General features: G+C 39.1%; 13 protein-coding genes. 9 read left to right on the top strand and 4 right to left on the bottom strand.

The annotated features are described in order from the left end of the window. Window positions 1–7 precede the first annotated feature (7 nt). The 7 genes from K5G00_RS08040 to K5G00_RS08070 all read left to right on the top strand — a co-directional run bounded on the left by K5G00_RS08040 (window position 8) and on the right by K5G00_RS08070 (window position 10,291). Window positions 8–1,060: a family 43 glycosylhydrolase gene (locus K5G00_RS08040; RefSeq protein ID WP_238765626.1), complete on the top strand. Its 1,053-nt coding sequence runs from the start codon at window positions 8–10 to the stop codon at window positions 1,058–1,060. Window positions 1,061–1,072: 12 nt separating this feature from the next. After that, entirely contained in the window at window positions 1,073–2,098 is a 1,026-nt protein-coding gene (locus K5G00_RS08045) for a nucleoside hydrolase (RefSeq protein WP_238765627.1), read from the top strand. An 8-nt stretch (window positions 2,099–2,106) separates the two neighbouring features. Beyond that, window positions 2,107–3,768 (top strand): sulfatase, encoded by a 1,662-nt coding sequence (locus tag K5G00_RS08050; protein ID WP_238765628.1) that lies wholly within the window; start codon window positions 2,107–2,109, stop codon window positions 3,766–3,768. Between the two features lie 294 nt (window positions 3,769–4,062). Continuing rightward, window positions 4,063–5,292, top strand: coding sequence for an MBL fold metallo-hydrolase (locus tag K5G00_RS08055; protein WP_238765629.1), 1,230 nt, complete (start codon window positions 4,063–4,065; stop codon window positions 5,290–5,292). A gap of 301 nt (window positions 5,293–5,593) precedes the next feature. Then, window positions 5,594–7,177 carry a sulfatase family protein gene (locus K5G00_RS08060; RefSeq protein ID WP_238765630.1) on the top strand — a complete coding sequence of 528 codons (1,584 nt, stop codon included), beginning with the start codon at window positions 5,594–5,596 and terminating at the stop codon, window positions 7,175–7,177. A 5-nt stretch (window positions 7,178–7,182) separates the two neighbouring features. Further along, on the top strand, window positions 7,183–8,385 hold the full coding sequence (locus K5G00_RS08065; protein ID WP_238765631.1) for an MFS transporter: 1,203 nt from the start codon (window positions 7,183–7,185) through the stop codon (window positions 8,383–8,385). Between the two features lie 10 nt (window positions 8,386–8,395). Further along, on the top strand, window positions 8,396–10,291 hold the full coding sequence (locus K5G00_RS08070; protein WP_238765632.1) for a sulfatase family protein: 1,896 nt from the start codon (window positions 8,396–8,398) through the stop codon (window positions 10,289–10,291). 22 nt (window positions 10,292–10,313) lie between these two features. Here the strand turns inward: K5G00_RS08070 and K5G00_RS08075 are convergent, their stop codons facing one another. From K5G00_RS08075 to K5G00_RS08090, 4 genes are read right to left on the bottom strand one after another with little or no spacing between them, the layout of a single operon-like run. Next, window positions 10,314–11,555 carry an NAD(P)/FAD-dependent oxidoreductase gene (locus tag K5G00_RS08075; protein ID WP_238765633.1) on the bottom strand — a complete coding sequence of 414 codons (1,242 nt, stop codon included), beginning with the start codon at window positions 11,553–11,555 and terminating at the stop codon, window positions 10,314–10,316. Window positions 11,556–11,574: 19 nt separating this feature from the next. Continuing rightward, window positions 11,575–12,579, bottom strand: coding sequence for a 4-hydroxyproline epimerase (locus tag K5G00_RS08080; protein WP_238765634.1), 1,005 nt, complete (start codon window positions 12,577–12,579; stop codon window positions 11,575–11,577). 2 nt (window positions 12,580–12,581) lie between these two features. Then, window positions 12,582–14,171, bottom strand: a complete 1,590-nt coding sequence (locus K5G00_RS08085) for an aldehyde dehydrogenase (NADP(+)) (protein ID WP_238765635.1) — start codon at window positions 14,169–14,171, stop codon at window positions 12,582–12,584. A gap of 10 nt (window positions 14,172–14,181) precedes the next feature. Then, on the bottom strand, window positions 14,182–15,096 hold the full coding sequence (locus tag K5G00_RS08090; protein ID WP_238765636.1) for a dihydrodipicolinate synthase family protein: 915 nt from the start codon (window positions 15,094–15,096) through the stop codon (window positions 14,182–14,184). A gap of 180 nt (window positions 15,097–15,276) precedes the next feature. Between K5G00_RS08090 and K5G00_RS08095 the strand changes: the two genes are divergently transcribed. Continuing rightward, on the top strand, window positions 15,277–16,158 hold the full coding sequence (locus tag K5G00_RS08095) for an AraC family transcriptional regulator (protein WP_238765637.1): 882 nt from the start codon (window positions 15,277–15,279) through the stop codon (window positions 16,156–16,158). A 64-nt stretch (window positions 16,159–16,222) separates the two neighbouring features. Next, a complete protein-coding gene (locus tag K5G00_RS08100; protein WP_238765638.1) occupies window positions 16,223–17,767 on the top strand; it encodes a family 20 glycosylhydrolase in 1,545 nt (514 codons plus the stop codon). Window positions 17,768–17,802 lie beyond the last annotated feature (35 nt).

Raw genomic sequence — 17,802 nt, forward strand, 5'->3', positions numbered from 1 at the left:
TGATATTATGAAAAAATCATTTTATGTTATTTATATTTTATTTATTTGCCTGATACTATTTTTTTTACTGTTTGGTTTTAAATCGATTTCAAAAAATAAATTGATACGGGGGAATGGGAAACAAACAGTTTTAAAAGACAGCATTTATTTTAAATATGAAAAAATATCAGGTATTGGATATACAGAAGGTATTTCACGACGTGATCCTAGTGATATAATTAAAGTAGGAGATCTATATTATATTTGGTATACAAAGATAACTGCTAATTCTTGTTTATATCCTAGTGGTTACTGTGGTACAATATGGTACGCTACTTCACCTGATGGATACTCTTGGATTGAAAAAGGAGAGGCTCTTAGTGTTGGGGAAAATTCGGAATTTGATAGTCATGCTGTTTTTACTCCAAATATTTTAAAGTATAAAGATAAGTATTACTTATATTATACTGGAGTAAAACCTACACCTGAGAATCCATTTAACGAATTCGAAAATAACTCTGATACAGATATTACGGCTATTGGCGTTGCAGTGTCAGATAGTCCAGATGGACCGTTTGTAAGAATAAATCGTGAGCCTATTCTTATGTTTAGTAATATTACTATGGATTTTGACAGTTATAGAGTTGACGATGCATCTTTGTTGGTTAGAGATAAAAAGATTTGGCTGTATTATAAAGGCAGGTCAAGAATTTATGGAAAAGAGGGGCCTAAATTTACAAAAATGGGAGTTGCACTTTCTAACCATCCAGAAGGCCCCTTTTACAAGCAGAAAAAACCATTACTTGACGGCAGTCATGAAGTACTTATATGGAATCAGGATGGAGGTATAGCTGCACTTGCATCAATTAGCAGCTCTATACAATTTGCTCCAAATGGATTTAATTTTTCATCTGCGCAGAATAATCTCAAACAAATTCCGCAGGCACCGGGATTATATCGTCCATCTTTAACAGAACATTTTATAGATACCATACCTGGTTGGGGAATTTCTCATATGATGGAGAAAAACGATATTTACTTGATAAGGTTTAATATAGTTTCCAATAATGAAACTAACTAAATTTTAATTCACATGAAGAATCATAAATTCTCAAATAGTGAGAATCAATTTTGGTTAATAATTTTATTTTGTTTATGTATAGTATCAAAAATACATTCACAAGAACCTGTTAAAATAATTTTTGATACAGATATGGCTAGTGATTGTGATGATGCTGGTGCACTTGCAGTTTTGAATGCTTTAGCAGATCTTGGAGAAGCTGAAATATTAGCAGTTGTAACAAACAGGAAGGATGCCGCCAATTCATCTGCTGCCGCGGTTAGTGTAATTAATACTTATTATGGCAGACCTGATATACCTATAGGAACAGACAAAGATGGAATTTATAAAATGGGTAATTCGAGTTCTTTTACACTCCAATTAAAAAATGAGTTTCCGAATAATGCGGATTACGATAATGAGATGCCTGACGCACTTGATATATACAGGAAAATCCTTTCCTTGCAGCCTGATTCTTCTGTTGTTATTTGTAGTGTTGGTGCATTAAGTAACTTGGAAGACTTAGTTCGGTCCAAAACTGATGAATATAGTAGCTTAGATGGATTGGAACTCATTCGTAAGAAGGTAAAAAAGACAATTATAATGGGTGGAGGATTTCCTCGCACTCAGCTACCTGAAACAAATATCCGGCTTGACCCATCCGCTGCGGTTACTGTAACAAATGAATGGCCTGGTGAAATCATATGGCAAGGAGTTGAAGTAGGTTGGGCAATTTATACTGGCATGAAGTTAAAACAAACCAGTCCTAGAAATCCTGTCCGTCGTGCTTTTGAATTACGACCTTTCAGAGGGCAACCAGCAATTAATCAGGGCAAACCAAGTCATGATCAAGCCGCGATTTTAATTTCGGTAAAAGATATAGACAGTATTTATTGGTCTGTTTCTCCTTATGGACAAGTAGTTATTGATTCTGAAGGCAATACAGAATGGATGCAAAATAATAGTAAAAAACACAGATTTGTTTCAATTAAATCACACCCATGTTATTTGGCAAATATTATAGAAGATTTAATGTCTCAACCTCCTCATAATTATTAATAAAATCTATGCTTAATTTATTATCTGACAACAACATTTTCAACTTGAAATCAATTATATCAAAAATTTGCTTAGCAACTTTGGCACTAATAGGTTTTAGTTTTAATGAAAACAGCGATGAATCTGATCAAAGACCTAATATTCTTGTTATCATTTGTGATGATTTGAATGACAGTGTAGAAGGAATGGGTGGACATCCTCAGGCAATTACTCCAAACATTGACAGGCTTATGTCGGAAGCGGTTATTTTTCAGAATGCTCATTGTAACGCACCTCTTTGTGGACCTTCACGTGCCTCACTATGGACAGGAATATATCCTCATAAAAGTGGAATAATTGGTTATAATCAGAATAAATATACATGGAGAGATAGTCCTGTTTTAAAAAACGCGGTTACAATATTTGAACACTTTTCATTAAATGGATATGGAGTTTATACAACAGGAAAAATATTTCATAATAATCAGCATACCGCTAAATTGATTCAAACTCTAAATGGTTCTGGTTCATTTCAAAATAACAGTTCTTTTGGACCTTCACCATGGAATGGATTAGTAGAGATTCCTCATGTGCCTCATCCTTCAATGAAATTACCTTGGGGCTTAAATTATTTTGAAACAGTCGCCCCACTGTCGGATGTACCAAATGTATTGCCTGTACCACACAAGGGAATTCCTGGCTATAGTGGTTGGAGACTAAATGGGAAACCATTTTATTACAACAACAAAGATGATAGAGATGAAATGCCAGATGAAATTAGTGCAGAATGGGCAATTAAGCAACTTCAGAAAGAACATGAAAAACCATTCTTTTTAACTGTAGGATTCGTTAGACCTCATTGTCCATGGGTAGTTCCTGATGATTTTTTTAACATGTTTGATCCTGATACTTTAGTATCTCCCCCATATTTATTAAATGATACAAAAGATTGTGGTCTATTATCTCCTGACCGTTATGAAATGCATGATGAATGGACAAACCGATTTTTTCGGTTAAATAAAGCTTATGATAATGGTGAAGGTTGGAAAATGTGGTTACGAGGATATCTTGCATCAGTTACATTTGTCGATGCTCAAATTGGAAAAATACTTGATGCATTAAAAACAAGTATTTATAAAAATAATACAATAGTCGTATTAATTGCTGATAATGGATTTCATATGGGTGAAAAAGATCTACTCCGAAAAAATACGGTTTGGGAGGAAAGTACACGCATCCCATTCATCATTAAACTTCCTAATAATGAAGCAAATTCTAGCAAACAATGTCTCCATCCAGTTTCGTTAATAGATTTATATCCAACTTTGATTGATTTATGTGAATTACCCAAAGAACCTAACCAGAATATAAATCAAAAAAAATTGGATGGAAATAGTCTACTCCCACTTTTAGATGATCCCGAAATCGATATATGGGGTGGGCCAGAAATAGCTTTAACGGTAGTAACAGGAATGAGTGACGTAAAAGTTGGAGAATTACCTCCTGTAAACGAACAACACTATTCAGCTCGTTCCCAGGAATTTAGATATATTCTTTGGGCTGATGGATTTGAAGAATTATATGATCATCGAAAAGATCCGTACGAATGGTATAATTTGTCTGACAATCCAAACTATTCTCAAATAAAAACAAGGTTAAACAAACAAATGAAAGAGCTGCTATTAAGGTAATATTCTAATAACTTTGTAAATCAAAACTTTTTGGATGAATTAGAACGCTGGACAGAACTTATCTTCCCGAAGATGTTTCATGGCACGGTCCGAGAACGATAGAATCTACCTCAACTTCGATAGTACATTTTATACCCGAATCAGAAATCATATTAAATCCTGCACTGGTGCAGAATCCTTAACCAACTGAAGATGGGGAGCAGACTGATATGCCTGCTCCCCTATTTTTTTGAAAAAGATTTATGACCTGTGCAAACGACTTCTCATTCGTCTTAAATAAAAAGGTATAACAAAATGAAAAAAAGTACAATCCTTATTATTGGGTGTTTGATTTCTTTTACCCTCACGGCGCAGGATACAGGAGAGCCTCTTCCGGTCTGGCAAGAAGGAGAGATGGAGATTCATCATATTTTTACCGGCGGTGGCGAGTCGGTCTTTTGTATTTTCCCTGATGGAACAACTTTACTTATTGATGCCGGGGATATTGGTCCACATATTGATCCCCGCCAAACAAAAACATCTCCCAACGACAGTAAACAACCAGGAGAATGGCTTGCCCGATATATTACAAATCGAATTGATTTTAAAAACAATAAAAAAATCGATTACGCATTTTTGACCCATTTCCATGCTGACCACATGGGAGGAGTGTACGAAAACTCGGAAAAAACCAGAAACGGAGGAGATTATTATTTAAGCGGAATTACAGAAGTATATGAACATGCGCCTTTTTCTAAAATAATCGACCGGGATTGGCCTTCCTACCACTACCCCAATCCAAACAAAACAAACGCGATTGATAATTATAAAAAATTCCTTGAATGGAACAATAAAAACAATAAGCTGACCGCAGAAAATTTTATCCCTGGAACAAATAAACAATTTGTCCTTGTTAATTCGCCTGAAAAATATCCAGGGTTTGAGATTAGAAATATCGTCTCCAACGGCGAAGTTTGGACGGGAAAGGGAGAAAAGACAAAACAAGTGTTTCCTAAAGGAGAAGCGGTTAGCGAAAACAAACGCAGTTGCGGAATTAAAATCTCTTACGGAGATTTTGACTATTTTAATGGCGGAGACCTCGCCGGTCACCTGTCATTTGGAATGGAAGACTGGAAGGATATAGAGACCCCGGTAGGCAAAGCACTGGGTATTGTTGAAGTATGTGAAGCAAATCATCATGCATGGATTGATGCAATGAACGAAAACTTTCTGAACAGTGTAAAACCTCAAATTATTGTCATGCAAATCAACCACATAACTCACTTCAATTTATCGACAATGAATAGGATGGCAAATAAAAAATTAAATCCAAATTTGAAACATATAATACCAACCAACATCCCTGAAATATCAAGAGCATACATTGGCGTTGATCAACTAAAAAAAGTTACAGGAGACGGTGGTCATGTTGTAATAAAAGTCATGCCCGAAGGTAAACAATATTTTGTTTGCCTGTTAACAACAAAAGATGAGTCGTACAAGATAAAATCGATATTAGGACCATATAAATGCAATAAAAAGTAACATGGCGAAAGAATATACTAATTTTTCAAAAAAATTGATTACCGTATTTTCTCTCCAAACATTCACTCAACAAACTGAGAAGAAACAATTTAATGAAAATTTTCAGGCAATTGTGTTAAAATTTCTTCCAAAATAAACTCTTTTTCAAACTAGTGTAAAACAAGTTTTATTCGTCTTATATAAAGAAGGGAGTACAATAATAAATTCATTTTTTTCAGATTTTAAATTGATACTTTCATTATATTTCGCATGCGTAAATAGTATTTGCCATTTTAATACAACCTAAAACAATTTGACCTTTATGAGAAATTATGTTTTTTCATTCTTTTTCTTACTTATTCTGGTAAGTGCAGGATGTACACAAAAAAAAGAAACTCCTCCGCGGCAACCCAACATTTTATTTGCTATTGCCGATGACGCTTCGTGGAAGCATTTTGGCGCCTACGGCTGCGATTGGGTAAAAACTCCGGCTTTTGATCGGGTGGCCGGCAGTGGAATCTTATTTACCAATGCTTACACCCCCAATGCCAAATGCGCACCGTCGAGAGCCTGTATCTTAACAGGGCGAAACAGCTGGCAGCTGGAAGAAGCCTGTAATCACTCCCCTCATTTCCCGGCCAAGTTCAAAACCTATGCTGAAGCGCTGGGAGAAAACGGCTATTTTGTTGGAAGCGTTGCCAAAGGATGGGCTCCGGGCGATCCGGGTGAAATCAACGGAAAAAAACGTGAACTCACGGGCCCAAAATTTGATGAATATACAACTACGCCTCCAACCAATGCAATCAATAAAAACGATTATGCCCGTAACTTTGAAGCTTTTCTCGAAGCCAAACCCGACGAAAAACCTTTCTGCTTTTGGTATGGAAGCACAGAGCCTCATCGTGCTTATGAATTTGAATCAGGGATAAACAAAGGAGGAAAGAATACCAGAGAAATTGATGAAGTTCCTGCGTTTTGGCCCGATGTGGATACTGTGCGGAAAGACCTGCTCGACTATGCTTTTGAAATAGAATATTTTGACAGCCACCTTCAAAAAATGATTGAAAAACTGGAAGAAGCCGGTGAACTGGAAAATACAATTATTGTTGTAACCGCTGACAACGGAATGCCATTTCCCCGGATAAAGGGACAGGTTTATGAATATTCAAACCATCTGCCGCTGGCCATTATGTGGCCAAACGGAATAAAAAACCCCGGCAGGGTAGTCGATGATTTTGTAAACTTTATCGATTTTGCCCCCACTTATTTTGAAGTGGCCGGTATTAACCCGGAACAGGCAGGAATGCAAGCCATCAGCGGGAATAGTCTTACGGATATATTTTATTCAGAAAAAGAAGGCAAAGTAAATCCGGACCGCAATTTTGTTTTGGTAGGAAAAGAACGCCATGATGTAGGCCGCCCCAACGACGAAGGTTACCCGGTGCGAGGTATTTTAACCGATGGATTTTTATACCTCCATAACTTTAAACCCGACCGCTGGCCTCTGGGAAACCCGGAAACAGGGTATCTGAACTGTGATGGCAGCCCGACAAAAACCTACCTTCTGGATACCCGCCGGAAAAAAGGAGTTATGGAATACTGGCAACTCAATTTTGGAAAACGTGTGGAAGAGGAATTGTATAACATTACAGAAGATCCGTTTTGTATGAATAACCTGGCAAAAGACGAAAATTATTCAGAAGTAAAAACACGCTTAGAGGATGAAATGAAACAAAAACTTACCCAACAGAACGATCCTAGAATTTTAGGAAACGGAGATATTTTTGATAATTATGAATATTCGGGAGCAGTAAAAAATTACTATAACCGGTATATAAGCGGAGAAAATGTTCCGGCAGGATGGGTGAATAAAACAGATTATGATTCAGATCTTTTAGAGAAATAAAAATTATGGTTAGAATAAAACTTTCGGTAATGATGCTGCTCCAGTACATGATGTACGCAGTTTGGTGGGTACCACTGGCAGCATATTTAACAAACCTTGGTGTCGACAGCACTCAAAAAGCACTCATTTTAAGCTCAATGGCTTTTGGATGTATTTTATCTCCGGTAGTTGGAATGGTTGCCGACAAATTTATAGCTAGTCAGAAAGTATTGGCCGGGTTAAACTTAATAAACGCAATAATGCTGTTAGGTGCAGCAACAACAAATAATCCGAATCTGTTATTTATTTTTCTGCTGATTGCGATGTTAGGTTATATGCCTTCCTGGGGGATTACCAGTTCAATTTCCATGGCACATCTTTCTTCCGAAGAATTTCCAAAAGTAAGGGTATTTGGCTCGATAGGATGGGTTGCCTCCGGAATTTTCAGTATAATTTTTATCCGCTTTTTAAACATCGACTTCGACGGGACACATATTCCTTTTTATTGTGGCGCGGGAGTAAGTTTTATCGCGGTTTTGCTTAATCTTACTTTGCCAGACACTCCTCCTCCGGCAAAAGGAGAAAAAGTATCGATGATAGAAATATTCGGATTGGGTACAATTCAAATGATGAAAGAAAAAAACTTTGCCGTTTTTATTTTATTTTCATTTCTTTCCATGATTCCTTTTGCAATGTACTATTCCTTCTTTTCTGAATTTCTGTTACACATCAACACCAAATATATTTCGGTTACAATGAACTGGGGGGTACTGGCAGAAATGGGATTTTTGCTCCTGGTGCCCCCGGCAATAAAAAAATTCGGGTTACGCAAAGTAATGGTATTTGGGTTAATTGCGCTCTGTATCCGATACCTTGCTTTTTACATGGGCGGCGTTGTAAACCTAAGCTGGATGTTTTACATCGGAATCCTGGTTCACGGATTGATATTTGGCTTCTTTTATGTTGCCGGCCAAATTTATATCGACAAAAAAGCTCCTTCTCAACTAAAATCTCAGGCGCAGGGTTTTATTTTCCTGGTCACTTACGGAGTAGGACTGTTGGTCGGGAATCTGATTTGCAGCAGAATTATTGAGCATTATAAAACAGCAGCAGATTATAACTGGGATGCGATCTGGGGCATTATTTCCATAATGTCGGTTGTATTATTGGTTGGATTTATAATCTTTTTCAAAAACAAAAAAAATTTTCTAAACGTAATCAATGAGTAAATCTTAAGTTATGAAACGGACCGGAACGCTGTTTTTTGTTTTTATATTTATTGGTTTTTTCTCCTTTGCGCAGAAAAAACCCAATATTCTTTGGATAACCATTGAAGACTCATCTCCACAATTTTTTGGATGTTATGGAAATAAAGATGCGAGTACACCGGTGATAGACAAACTGGCAGAGGAAGGTATCCGTTTTACCAATGCCTTTTCAACCGGAACTGTTTGTTCTCCAAGCCGCTCAACAATTATTACCGGCGTTAGAACATTTAAATTGGGAACAGGAAACCACCGGAGTAATTATAGCATTCCTGAATATATTCACGGATTTCCTTACTATCTTCAAAAGCAAGGCTATTATGTAACAAACAATGCCAAAACCGACTATAACGTGGGAAATGTTAAAACGTTTACGAAAGAAGCCTGGAATGAAAGTTCGAATAAAGCCGGTTGGTGGGACAGAAAACCCGGGCAGCCGTTTTTTGCAGTTTTTAACTACAACGATTCACACCAATCAAGAACCATGACAAATACTTACCAATGGTACAGGGAGAATGTGTGGGAACAGCTCCCTGCTAAAGACCGGATTGGTGACAACGAATTTGATATGCCCCCGTTTTACCTCGACAGTCCGGAAATGCGAAAACAATTTGCGCGTGTTTACAATTCGATAAAACTTACGGATAACAAGATTGGCGATTTGCTCGAACGACTTGAAAAAGACAATTTGCGCGACAGCACAATTATTTTCTTTTACGCCGACCATGGCGAAGGAATGCCTCGCGGAAAAACCAACGGAATCAATTATGGGTATCGTGTACCTTTTGTAATCTGGTTTCCCGAAATGTACAAAGAACTTTCTCCGTGGGGAACACAAGTTGTGTCAGACGAGCTTATCAACTTTGAGGATTTGGCACCAACACTTATCAACCTTGCCGGAGGTGAAATACCGGATTATCTTGAAGGCCGGATTCTTATTGGCAAAAGTCGGTCGAAACCTGTTGACCACCTTATTCTTTCTGCCGACCGTTCAGATAACGGAATCGATATGGTACGCAGTATTACTGATGGGAGGTTTGTGTATTCGCGCAACTATTTGCCTTTTATGCCTGAAGCACGTTACATCCGCTACATGGAAATAGGTGAGATAAAGCAGCAGATGCGCAACGACCTAAAAGCCGGCTTGTTAAACCCGCTACAGAAAAGTCTTTTTGAAGATCGTCCCGCTGAATTTTTATTTGATATAGAAAACGACATCTGGGAGACCAAAAATCTTGTAAATGACCCGAAATACAGTAGTGTACTGGAAAAAATGCGCAAGTTGCTAGATGAGGAAGTGATTAAAGGACGTGATGTGATGTTTTTACCCGAATATGAAATCGAAAAAATATCTGAAGAAAAAAATGCTTATGAATTCAGGTTAAATGATGAGGAATATCCAATTAGCGAAATCTATAACGCGGCTTCACTTTCGGGTAAAAGAGACAAAAAAACGGCAAAGCAGCAGGTTAAACTGTTAAACAGCTCCAATAAAATTGTACGTTATTGGGCCATAACCGGTCTTCGCTCACAACATCCGGAAACGCTTGAAAAATACAGGAATAAAATCATTAAAGCAATGGATGATACTTATCTTCCGGTAGCAATAAATGCTGCTGCAATTGCTGACAAAGATTTTGATTTAAAGGAAGCGGAGGAAAAGTTGAAAGATTTTTGCAAAAATGACAACATGAATCTTGCTCTTTCTGCCATTAATCAACTGTTGTATACCGACGATAAACACCGATTTGTTAGCACAATAAAACAAGTACATGAAATGCCGGAGCGTAACTATAACGTAAAAGCCGCCTGTATGGATTTTCTGGGAAGTCTGGGACTGGTTCCCAACAATCCTGACTATAGAGAATAGAAAGCGAAAAACAGTTATAAAGTTATCGTCCGATTCTAAAAGCTTTAAGATCGAGGCTTGTTCTTTCACCGGAAATTAATTCGCTGAGGAGCAAGCCTGTTACGGGTCCCAAGGTTACTCCCATCATAGAGTGCCCTGTACCAACATAAATATTTTGAAACTTTGGAACACGTCCAATATAAGGCAATCCATCAAAGGAACAGGGCCGGTGTCCTTGCCAGATATACTTTTCCATTACTTCAACCTGCTTCTCAGAAGGATAAAATTCGCCTATTGATTTAATAATTTTTTCTACACGTCTTTTGTTTATCTTATAATCCTTGTATCCCACTTCCATTCCTCCTCCAAACCGAACAGCCCCGTTTCCAAGGGGAGTAACTGCCACATTCACATCGGAAAGTAAGGCAGGATAATGAACGGGGGAAGACGGGTTTACCACAAAACTGTAACCTTTCCCGGGCTGAACATCTATTTTTGTGTGTAGCTGATTTAACAACTCCCTGCTCCACATCCCGGCTGCTATTACCAATTCATCAAAATCAAAATCTTCGTTTTCTGTTTCTATCCTGACCGCCTTATTTGACTCGATTTCTATCTTCTTTACCTCACAATTTGGTTTGAAAACAACTCCTTTCTCCTGCAGTGTATGTTTTAATACATTCATTAAAACATTCGGGTTTAGATGATTATCGGAATGATAAAGAAAGCCGCCGGCGACATTTGGTTTGGCATCAGGCTCCAGTTGGAGAATATCTGTCGACGATAACTCATCCACTTTTAAACCTGCATCTCGTGCGATTTCTGCTTCCTCCCGCAAATCTGCTCCGGTTCTCCCTGACTGATACAACATCAGCAAACCGTTCTTCCAAAGCGGAAAATCCAATTCACCCGAAGTTTTAATTTCAGAAAACAAATCTTTACTGAGCAAACTTAATTCCTTCAAAATATGAATTGAATTTAGAACATGCCGCTCATTGGCCACCGATACAAATTTTAGATACCATCGGATTAAACCCTTTTCAGGCGCAAAACGAAATCCCACAGCAGAAGAGGAATTGAAAAGATTTTTGACGCCTTTTCTCAACATTCCCGGTGAAGCCAGCGGAACGACGTGGCTTGGGACAATAAGTCCGGCATTTCCGTAAGAACATCCACCGGAAAAATCTCCTTTGTCGATTACTGTAACCTCCGCACCTTTTTTTGCAAGAAACCAGGCGGTAAACAAACCGATAACGCCTCCGCCAACCACTACTACTTTACTCATTCTTTTAGAAAACAAAGATTTACATGACCTGAAAACCGTGGGCATAGGGATCATCTTCATCGTCGATAAAGATATTGTTAAAGCCGGTAATTTTAGCCCACCCCTCAATGCTTGGAACGATTGCATCAAATTCGCCAACTTTTGTCCGGTTCTCCACTTTGCCTAAAAACTGGCTACCTATAATACTTTCATGAAGAAATTTATCTCCTTCTTTAAGTTTACCTCGTGCAAACAACTGAGCCATTCTTGCTGAAGTGCCCGTGCCACAAGGCGATCGATCGATAGCTTTATCGCCATAGAAAACAGCATTCCGTCCGTCGGCATTTTCAGAAAGAGTAGCGCCTGTCCACTCAATATGACTAACACCTTGGATCTCCCGGTTTTCAGGATGCTCAAATGTGTATTTTTCGTTTATCAGTTTTCTTAGCGGGCGGCTAAATGAAATCAGCTCATCGGCGGAATAATGTTCCAATCCTTTAAAATTTTTCTGCGGATCTATGATTGCATAAAAGTTTCCGCCATAAGCTACATCAAACTGCAATTCCCCAAGGTGTGGCGAATCTATTTCCAAATCTTTTCCCGCAATAAAGGATGGAACGTTTGTAAGTTTTACTGAACTCACTTTTTTACCGTTCATTTTGTACTCGACTTTTATTAAACCAGCCGGCACCTCCACCATCAGTTCACCAGGATTTTTAGGGGTAACCAAGCCCTGTTCAATAGCAACGGTAACTGTGCCAATTGTTCCATGTCCGCACATCGGTAAACAACCGCTGGTTTCAATAAACAGAATCCCCATGTCGTTTGCCGGGTTCGACGGGGGAAAAATAATACTTCCCGACATCATATCGTGACCGCGTGGTTCAAACATCAATCCATGGCGAATCCAGTCAAACTCTTTCATAAAATGAAGACGCCTTTCAAACATATTTTCCCCTTTCAAAACCGGTCCTCCGCCTGCTACCACCCGAACAGGATTTCCGCAGGTATGCGCATCGACACAAAAGAAAGTCTTGGCTGCCATTTTTATCTTTTTACCGGTTCTTTACTCAACTCTCCATCCACTCTTCGCCATATTCCCAGTGGATTTGTATCTTTTAGCTCATCGGGCAAATATTCGTCAGGAGCATCCTGAAATGAAACAGGACGAACAAAACGTTTGACGGCATCAACTCCTACTGAGGTAAAACGCCCATCGGTTGAGGCAGGATACGGGCCTCCGTGTTGCATGGCATATCCCACCTCTACTCCGGTAGGAACTCCGTTAAATATCAACCTCCCAACTACTTCCTGAATGGTTGTAATAGAAGATTTATAATTCTGCACGTCTTCAGAAGTGCAAAAAACAGAAGCCGTTAACTGACCGGAAAATGAATCGACCACCTTTAACAGCTCATCTTCGCCATCGCATTCTATTAACAAAGAAAACGGGCCAAAAATTTCATCGGCCAATGCCGGGTTAGCAACAAAATCTCTTCCTTTCACTGTTGCCACAACCGGTTGTCCCTTCATTTCCGCCACTTCGTTCTCCGACTCAGCAAGTTTATCCACAACCCTGTTATCAAAAAACTCCTTTGTTTTCTGTTCAAAACTGACACTTATATTTTTGTGCAACATCGTTTCCGGCAGCAACTTCTGAATGTTGACAACAAGTTCTCTTTTGAAGGCCTCTGTTTCTGCGCCTTTTAATGCTATCAGCACACCGGGATTTGTACAAAACTGCCCTGCACCAAGATTTATGGATGATGCGATAGTTGCTGAAAGTTCTTTTACATTTTCCTCTATTTTTGCAGGTAGAAGTAAAACCGGGTTTACACTTCCCATTTCCGCAAAAACAGGAATGGGGTCTTCGCGTTTTTGTGCAAGGTTGTACAAGCTTTTTCCTCCTGCAAACGAACCTGTAAAGGCTACCGATTTTACTTTTGAATGTAAAACCAAACCTTGTCCTACAGAAAAATCAGATGCATTCAGAGAAGAAAAAACTCCGTCGGGCATATTGCTTTTGTGCGCAGCCCGAACAATTGCGCCTGCAACCATTTCGTTGGTTCCCGCATGATAAGGATGAGTTTTTACAATCACCGGATTTCCCGCTGCCAGAGCAGAAGCCGTGTCGCCACCAGCCGTAGAAAAAGCAAGCGGAAAATTACTGGCTGTAAAAACCACAACCGGGCCAACCGGTCGTAACATCTTCCGAATATCAGCACGTGGAAGCGGCTTTCTATCGGGTAGTGCAGGATCAATTGTTGCTTCCACCCAGTAACCGTCTTCCAAAACGTTGGCAAACATGCGCAACTGATTTACTGTACGACCTCGTTCACCAGTGATTCTTCCTTCCGGCAAACCGGTTTCCGCACAGGCACGCCGGATTAAGTTATCTCCCAGAAGTTCGATTTCTTCCGCTATCAAACGTAAAAAGTCGGCACGTTCCTTTCCGCTTTTATTCTTGTACTCTGCATATGCCGATGCTGATTTATTAACGGCTTCTTCCAATTCCCCGGCAGTTGCCTGAACAAAAAGCTCGGGCATTTCTTCAAGCGTAAGCGGGCTAAAGGTTTGAAATGTTGTTGAACCCTGCGAAGATAAATTAAAACCTATTATATTTTTTCCGTGTATCATATGTAACTGTTTAGAGGTTCAGGTAATCAGGTAATTCAGGACGAGTTTCCAAAGCTGCATTTAAAATTGACAAAACACGCTCACGCTCCTCTCCTTCCAATGGCAAACGTGGTGCACGGACATTTTCATTTCCCAATCCGGTAAGACGCTCCGCCAATTTGATATTCTGAACCAATTTTGTTGATACATCGAGTTCCAAAACCGGCAGGAACCAGCTATAAATTTTGAGTGCTTCGTCAATTTTTCCTGCTTTGATTAGGCGGTAAATGGCCACAGTTTCTTTTGGAAAGGCACAAACCAAACCGGCTACCCAACCGTCAGCCCCCATCAAAAGGCTTTCCATACCCAAGGTATCAACTCCGGTTAAAACCGCAAAACGATCGCCAAAAGCATTTTTCATACGCGTTACATTCGAAATATCGCGCGTTGACTCTTTCACAGCCTGAATGGTTGGCAAATCTTCCAACTGCCTGAAAATTTCAGGAGATAACCATATTTTATAATCTACCGGATTATTGTACAAAATAATGGGCAATTCAGTTGCTGTTGCCACTTCACGCAAAAAAGTTACTGTTTCCCGTTCATCGGAAGTGTAGCGCATTGGCGGAAGCAACATTAATCCATCTGCTCCAAAATCTCGTGCTTTTAACGCTGCATCAACAGCAAATTTTGTCGACTGTTCGGCGATATTCATCAATACCGGAATCCTGTTTTTTGATGCACTTTTCGTATGTTTCAACAAGGCATCTTTTTCATCCTGCAACAAAGTGCTGGCTTCTCCCAGCGATCCCCCGAGGATAATGCCATCTACTCCGGCTTCAATTTGAGCTTCAAGATTTACATCAAATGCTTCAAAATCCAACTCATCAGCCGATGTAAACTTTGTTGTAATTGCGGGAAATATTCCCTTCCATTCAAAATTCATGTTGTCTTATTTTATTTATTAAATATTTAATCATCTTTTATTCTTCAAAAATAAAATAAAGCTGTAACACGAACTGTTTTGATATTATCATGAACCAATACTATCTTATCTATGTTTTATCAAACAAACCATTATTCGGGAATATTACATATTATTCAAGCTTACTTTAAAAAAAACGGTATGAAAATCCTGCCTTTTAAAATTGCAAAACCCGCCGATCAATCCATTTGGATTCAAAATGACCTGCTCCCCCACCTCTATGATATTTTGCACCAGCACAACGAATTCCAGATTACACTTATAAAAGAAAGTACCGGTAATGTGATTGCCGGCAACCAGTTTATTGCGTTTCAACCCGGTGATATTTTTGTTTTTGGTTCGGGCTTACCACATGCCCTTCGAAACGATCCGGAATATTACCACGAAGAAAATGGCCTAACGGCACAGGCTTTATCCATATATTTTGAAAGTGAAGTTTTTGGCAACGCATTCTGGAACCTCCCTGAAACTAAAATGATAAAAGAATACATGCAAAAAGCCAGGCGCGGACTTTTTTACCCTGGTTCTTTTCATCCAAAAGAAGCGGAAATTATTGAAAAGGTTTCAAAAGAAAACCAAATAAACAGGTTACTTCTCACATTGCAGCTGGTAACCCTTCTTTCCAAATCAAATCATGGGCAGATTCTTGCAACCGAAGGGATGTATAATAACCTGAATGAAACCGATGAAAAACGTCTCGATGCTGTTTTCCGGTTTACCTTAAATGAATTTTACAGGCCAATTAGCCTGGAGGAGGTTGCCGGAGTTTCAAACATGACAGTAAATTCGTTTTGCCGCTACTTCAAAACACGAACACGAAAAACTTACATCGACTTTTTAACAGAGTATCGAATTGGGCAGGCTTGTAAGTTGTTGCAACAGGAAGAATTTAATATTTCAGATATTTGCTACCGTGTCGGTTTTGGAAACCTGTCGAATTTTAACCGGAAGTTTAAAGAGATAAACGGATGTACTCCAAAACAATTCAGAAAAAGACAAATGCTTCAAAACCTTACAAATTAATTGTGATTCTTAAAATCAAATCCATAATTTTATCGCTCAAACAAAAGTAAAACAATCTTCTTTTATGAAAAACAAATTTGGCTTTGCAGGAATTTTAGCACTGGTAATTCTTCAAATCGGATGTACACAACAACCTTCCACCGATCTTTCCGAAACCGCTTTTATTCCAAAGCCGGTTAGTGTTGATGTTACCGGAAATTCTTTTGAATTGAAAGAATCATCTGTTATTTATTATGAAGAAAGTGTAGAAGGACTTCAAACGGTAGCTGAATACCTTGCCTTGGAAATCAAACGGACTTCCGGCGTAAATTTAAAGGTGGAGTCAACAAATGCAACACCTAAAAAAGGAGTATATTTTACTGTTGCAAACGAAGATTCAGAATTAGATACCGAGGGCTACGAGCTAAATATTGGCAAAAAACTGATTGCAATAAAAGCCAAAACAGTTGCGGGATGCTTTTATGGCGTTCAGACCTTGTTACAAACTATTCCGGAGAAACTGTATGCTGAAGATCCGATAGAATTTGCAACGGGTATCATTCGCGATTTCCCTGAGTTCGGATACCGTGGAGCGATGCTGGATGTTTCACGTCATTTTTTTAATGTTGAAGAGGTTAAACAATTTATTGATTTTCTGGCCATGTATAAAATGAATATACTGCATTTGCATTTGTCAGACGACCAGGGATGGAGAATTGAAATAAAGTCGTGGCCAAAATTAACAGAAATAGGCGGAAGTACAGAAGTTGGTGGCGGAACCGGTGGCTTTTACACCCAGGAACAATATACTGAACTAGTAAAATATGCACAGGAAAGGCAAATTACAATCATCCCCGAAATTGACATGCCGGGACACACCAATGCTGCACTGGCTTCTTATGCCGAATTAAATTGCGATGGAAAAGCCCGGGAATTATACACCGGAACAGAAGTTGGGTTCAGTACATTTTGTACGGACAAAGAAATAACCTACCAATTTATTGATGATGTAATTCGGGAGCTGGCCGCTTTAACACCGGGACCGTACATTCATATTGGCGGCGATGAGTCGCATGTTACAGCCCACGATGATTATGTTTATTTTGTAAACAGGGTTCAGCCAATTGTATTAAAATACGGCAAAAAAGTAATTGGTTGGGACGAAATTGCCAATGCTGAACTGGTTGACGATGCCACGGTTCAGTTTTGGGCCGACGTGGAAAACACTACAACGGGAGTTGAAAAAGGTGCCAGGGTAATCATGTCGCCGGCAGCGCGGGCCTACCTCGATATGCAGTACGATTCCACAACTCACCTCGGGTTACACTGGGCGGGTTATATTGAAGTTGATCATGGGTATACATGGAATCCGGCAACACTGGTACCCGGAGTTACCAAAGAAAACATCATCGGAATTGAAGCCCCTCTTTGGTCGGAAACAGTTACAAATATAGATGAAGTGGAATTCCTGGTTTTTCCACGCCTGCCGGGCTATGCAGAAATTGGCTGGACAGCTCCTGAAAAACGAGACTGGAACGAATACAAAATGCGTCTGGCAAAACATGGAAAAAGATTTGAAGACCTGGGAATCGATTTTTATAAGTCAAACCAAGTTCCGTGGGAAGAATAAGAAATTTTTAGCATACAGAATAAATCAGCAAAACG

It is taken from the genome of Maribellus maritimus (genome assembly GCF_022267315.1).
Classification (GTDB): Bacteria; Bacteroidota; Bacteroidia; order Bacteroidales; family Prolixibacteraceae; genus Draconibacterium; species Draconibacterium maritimum.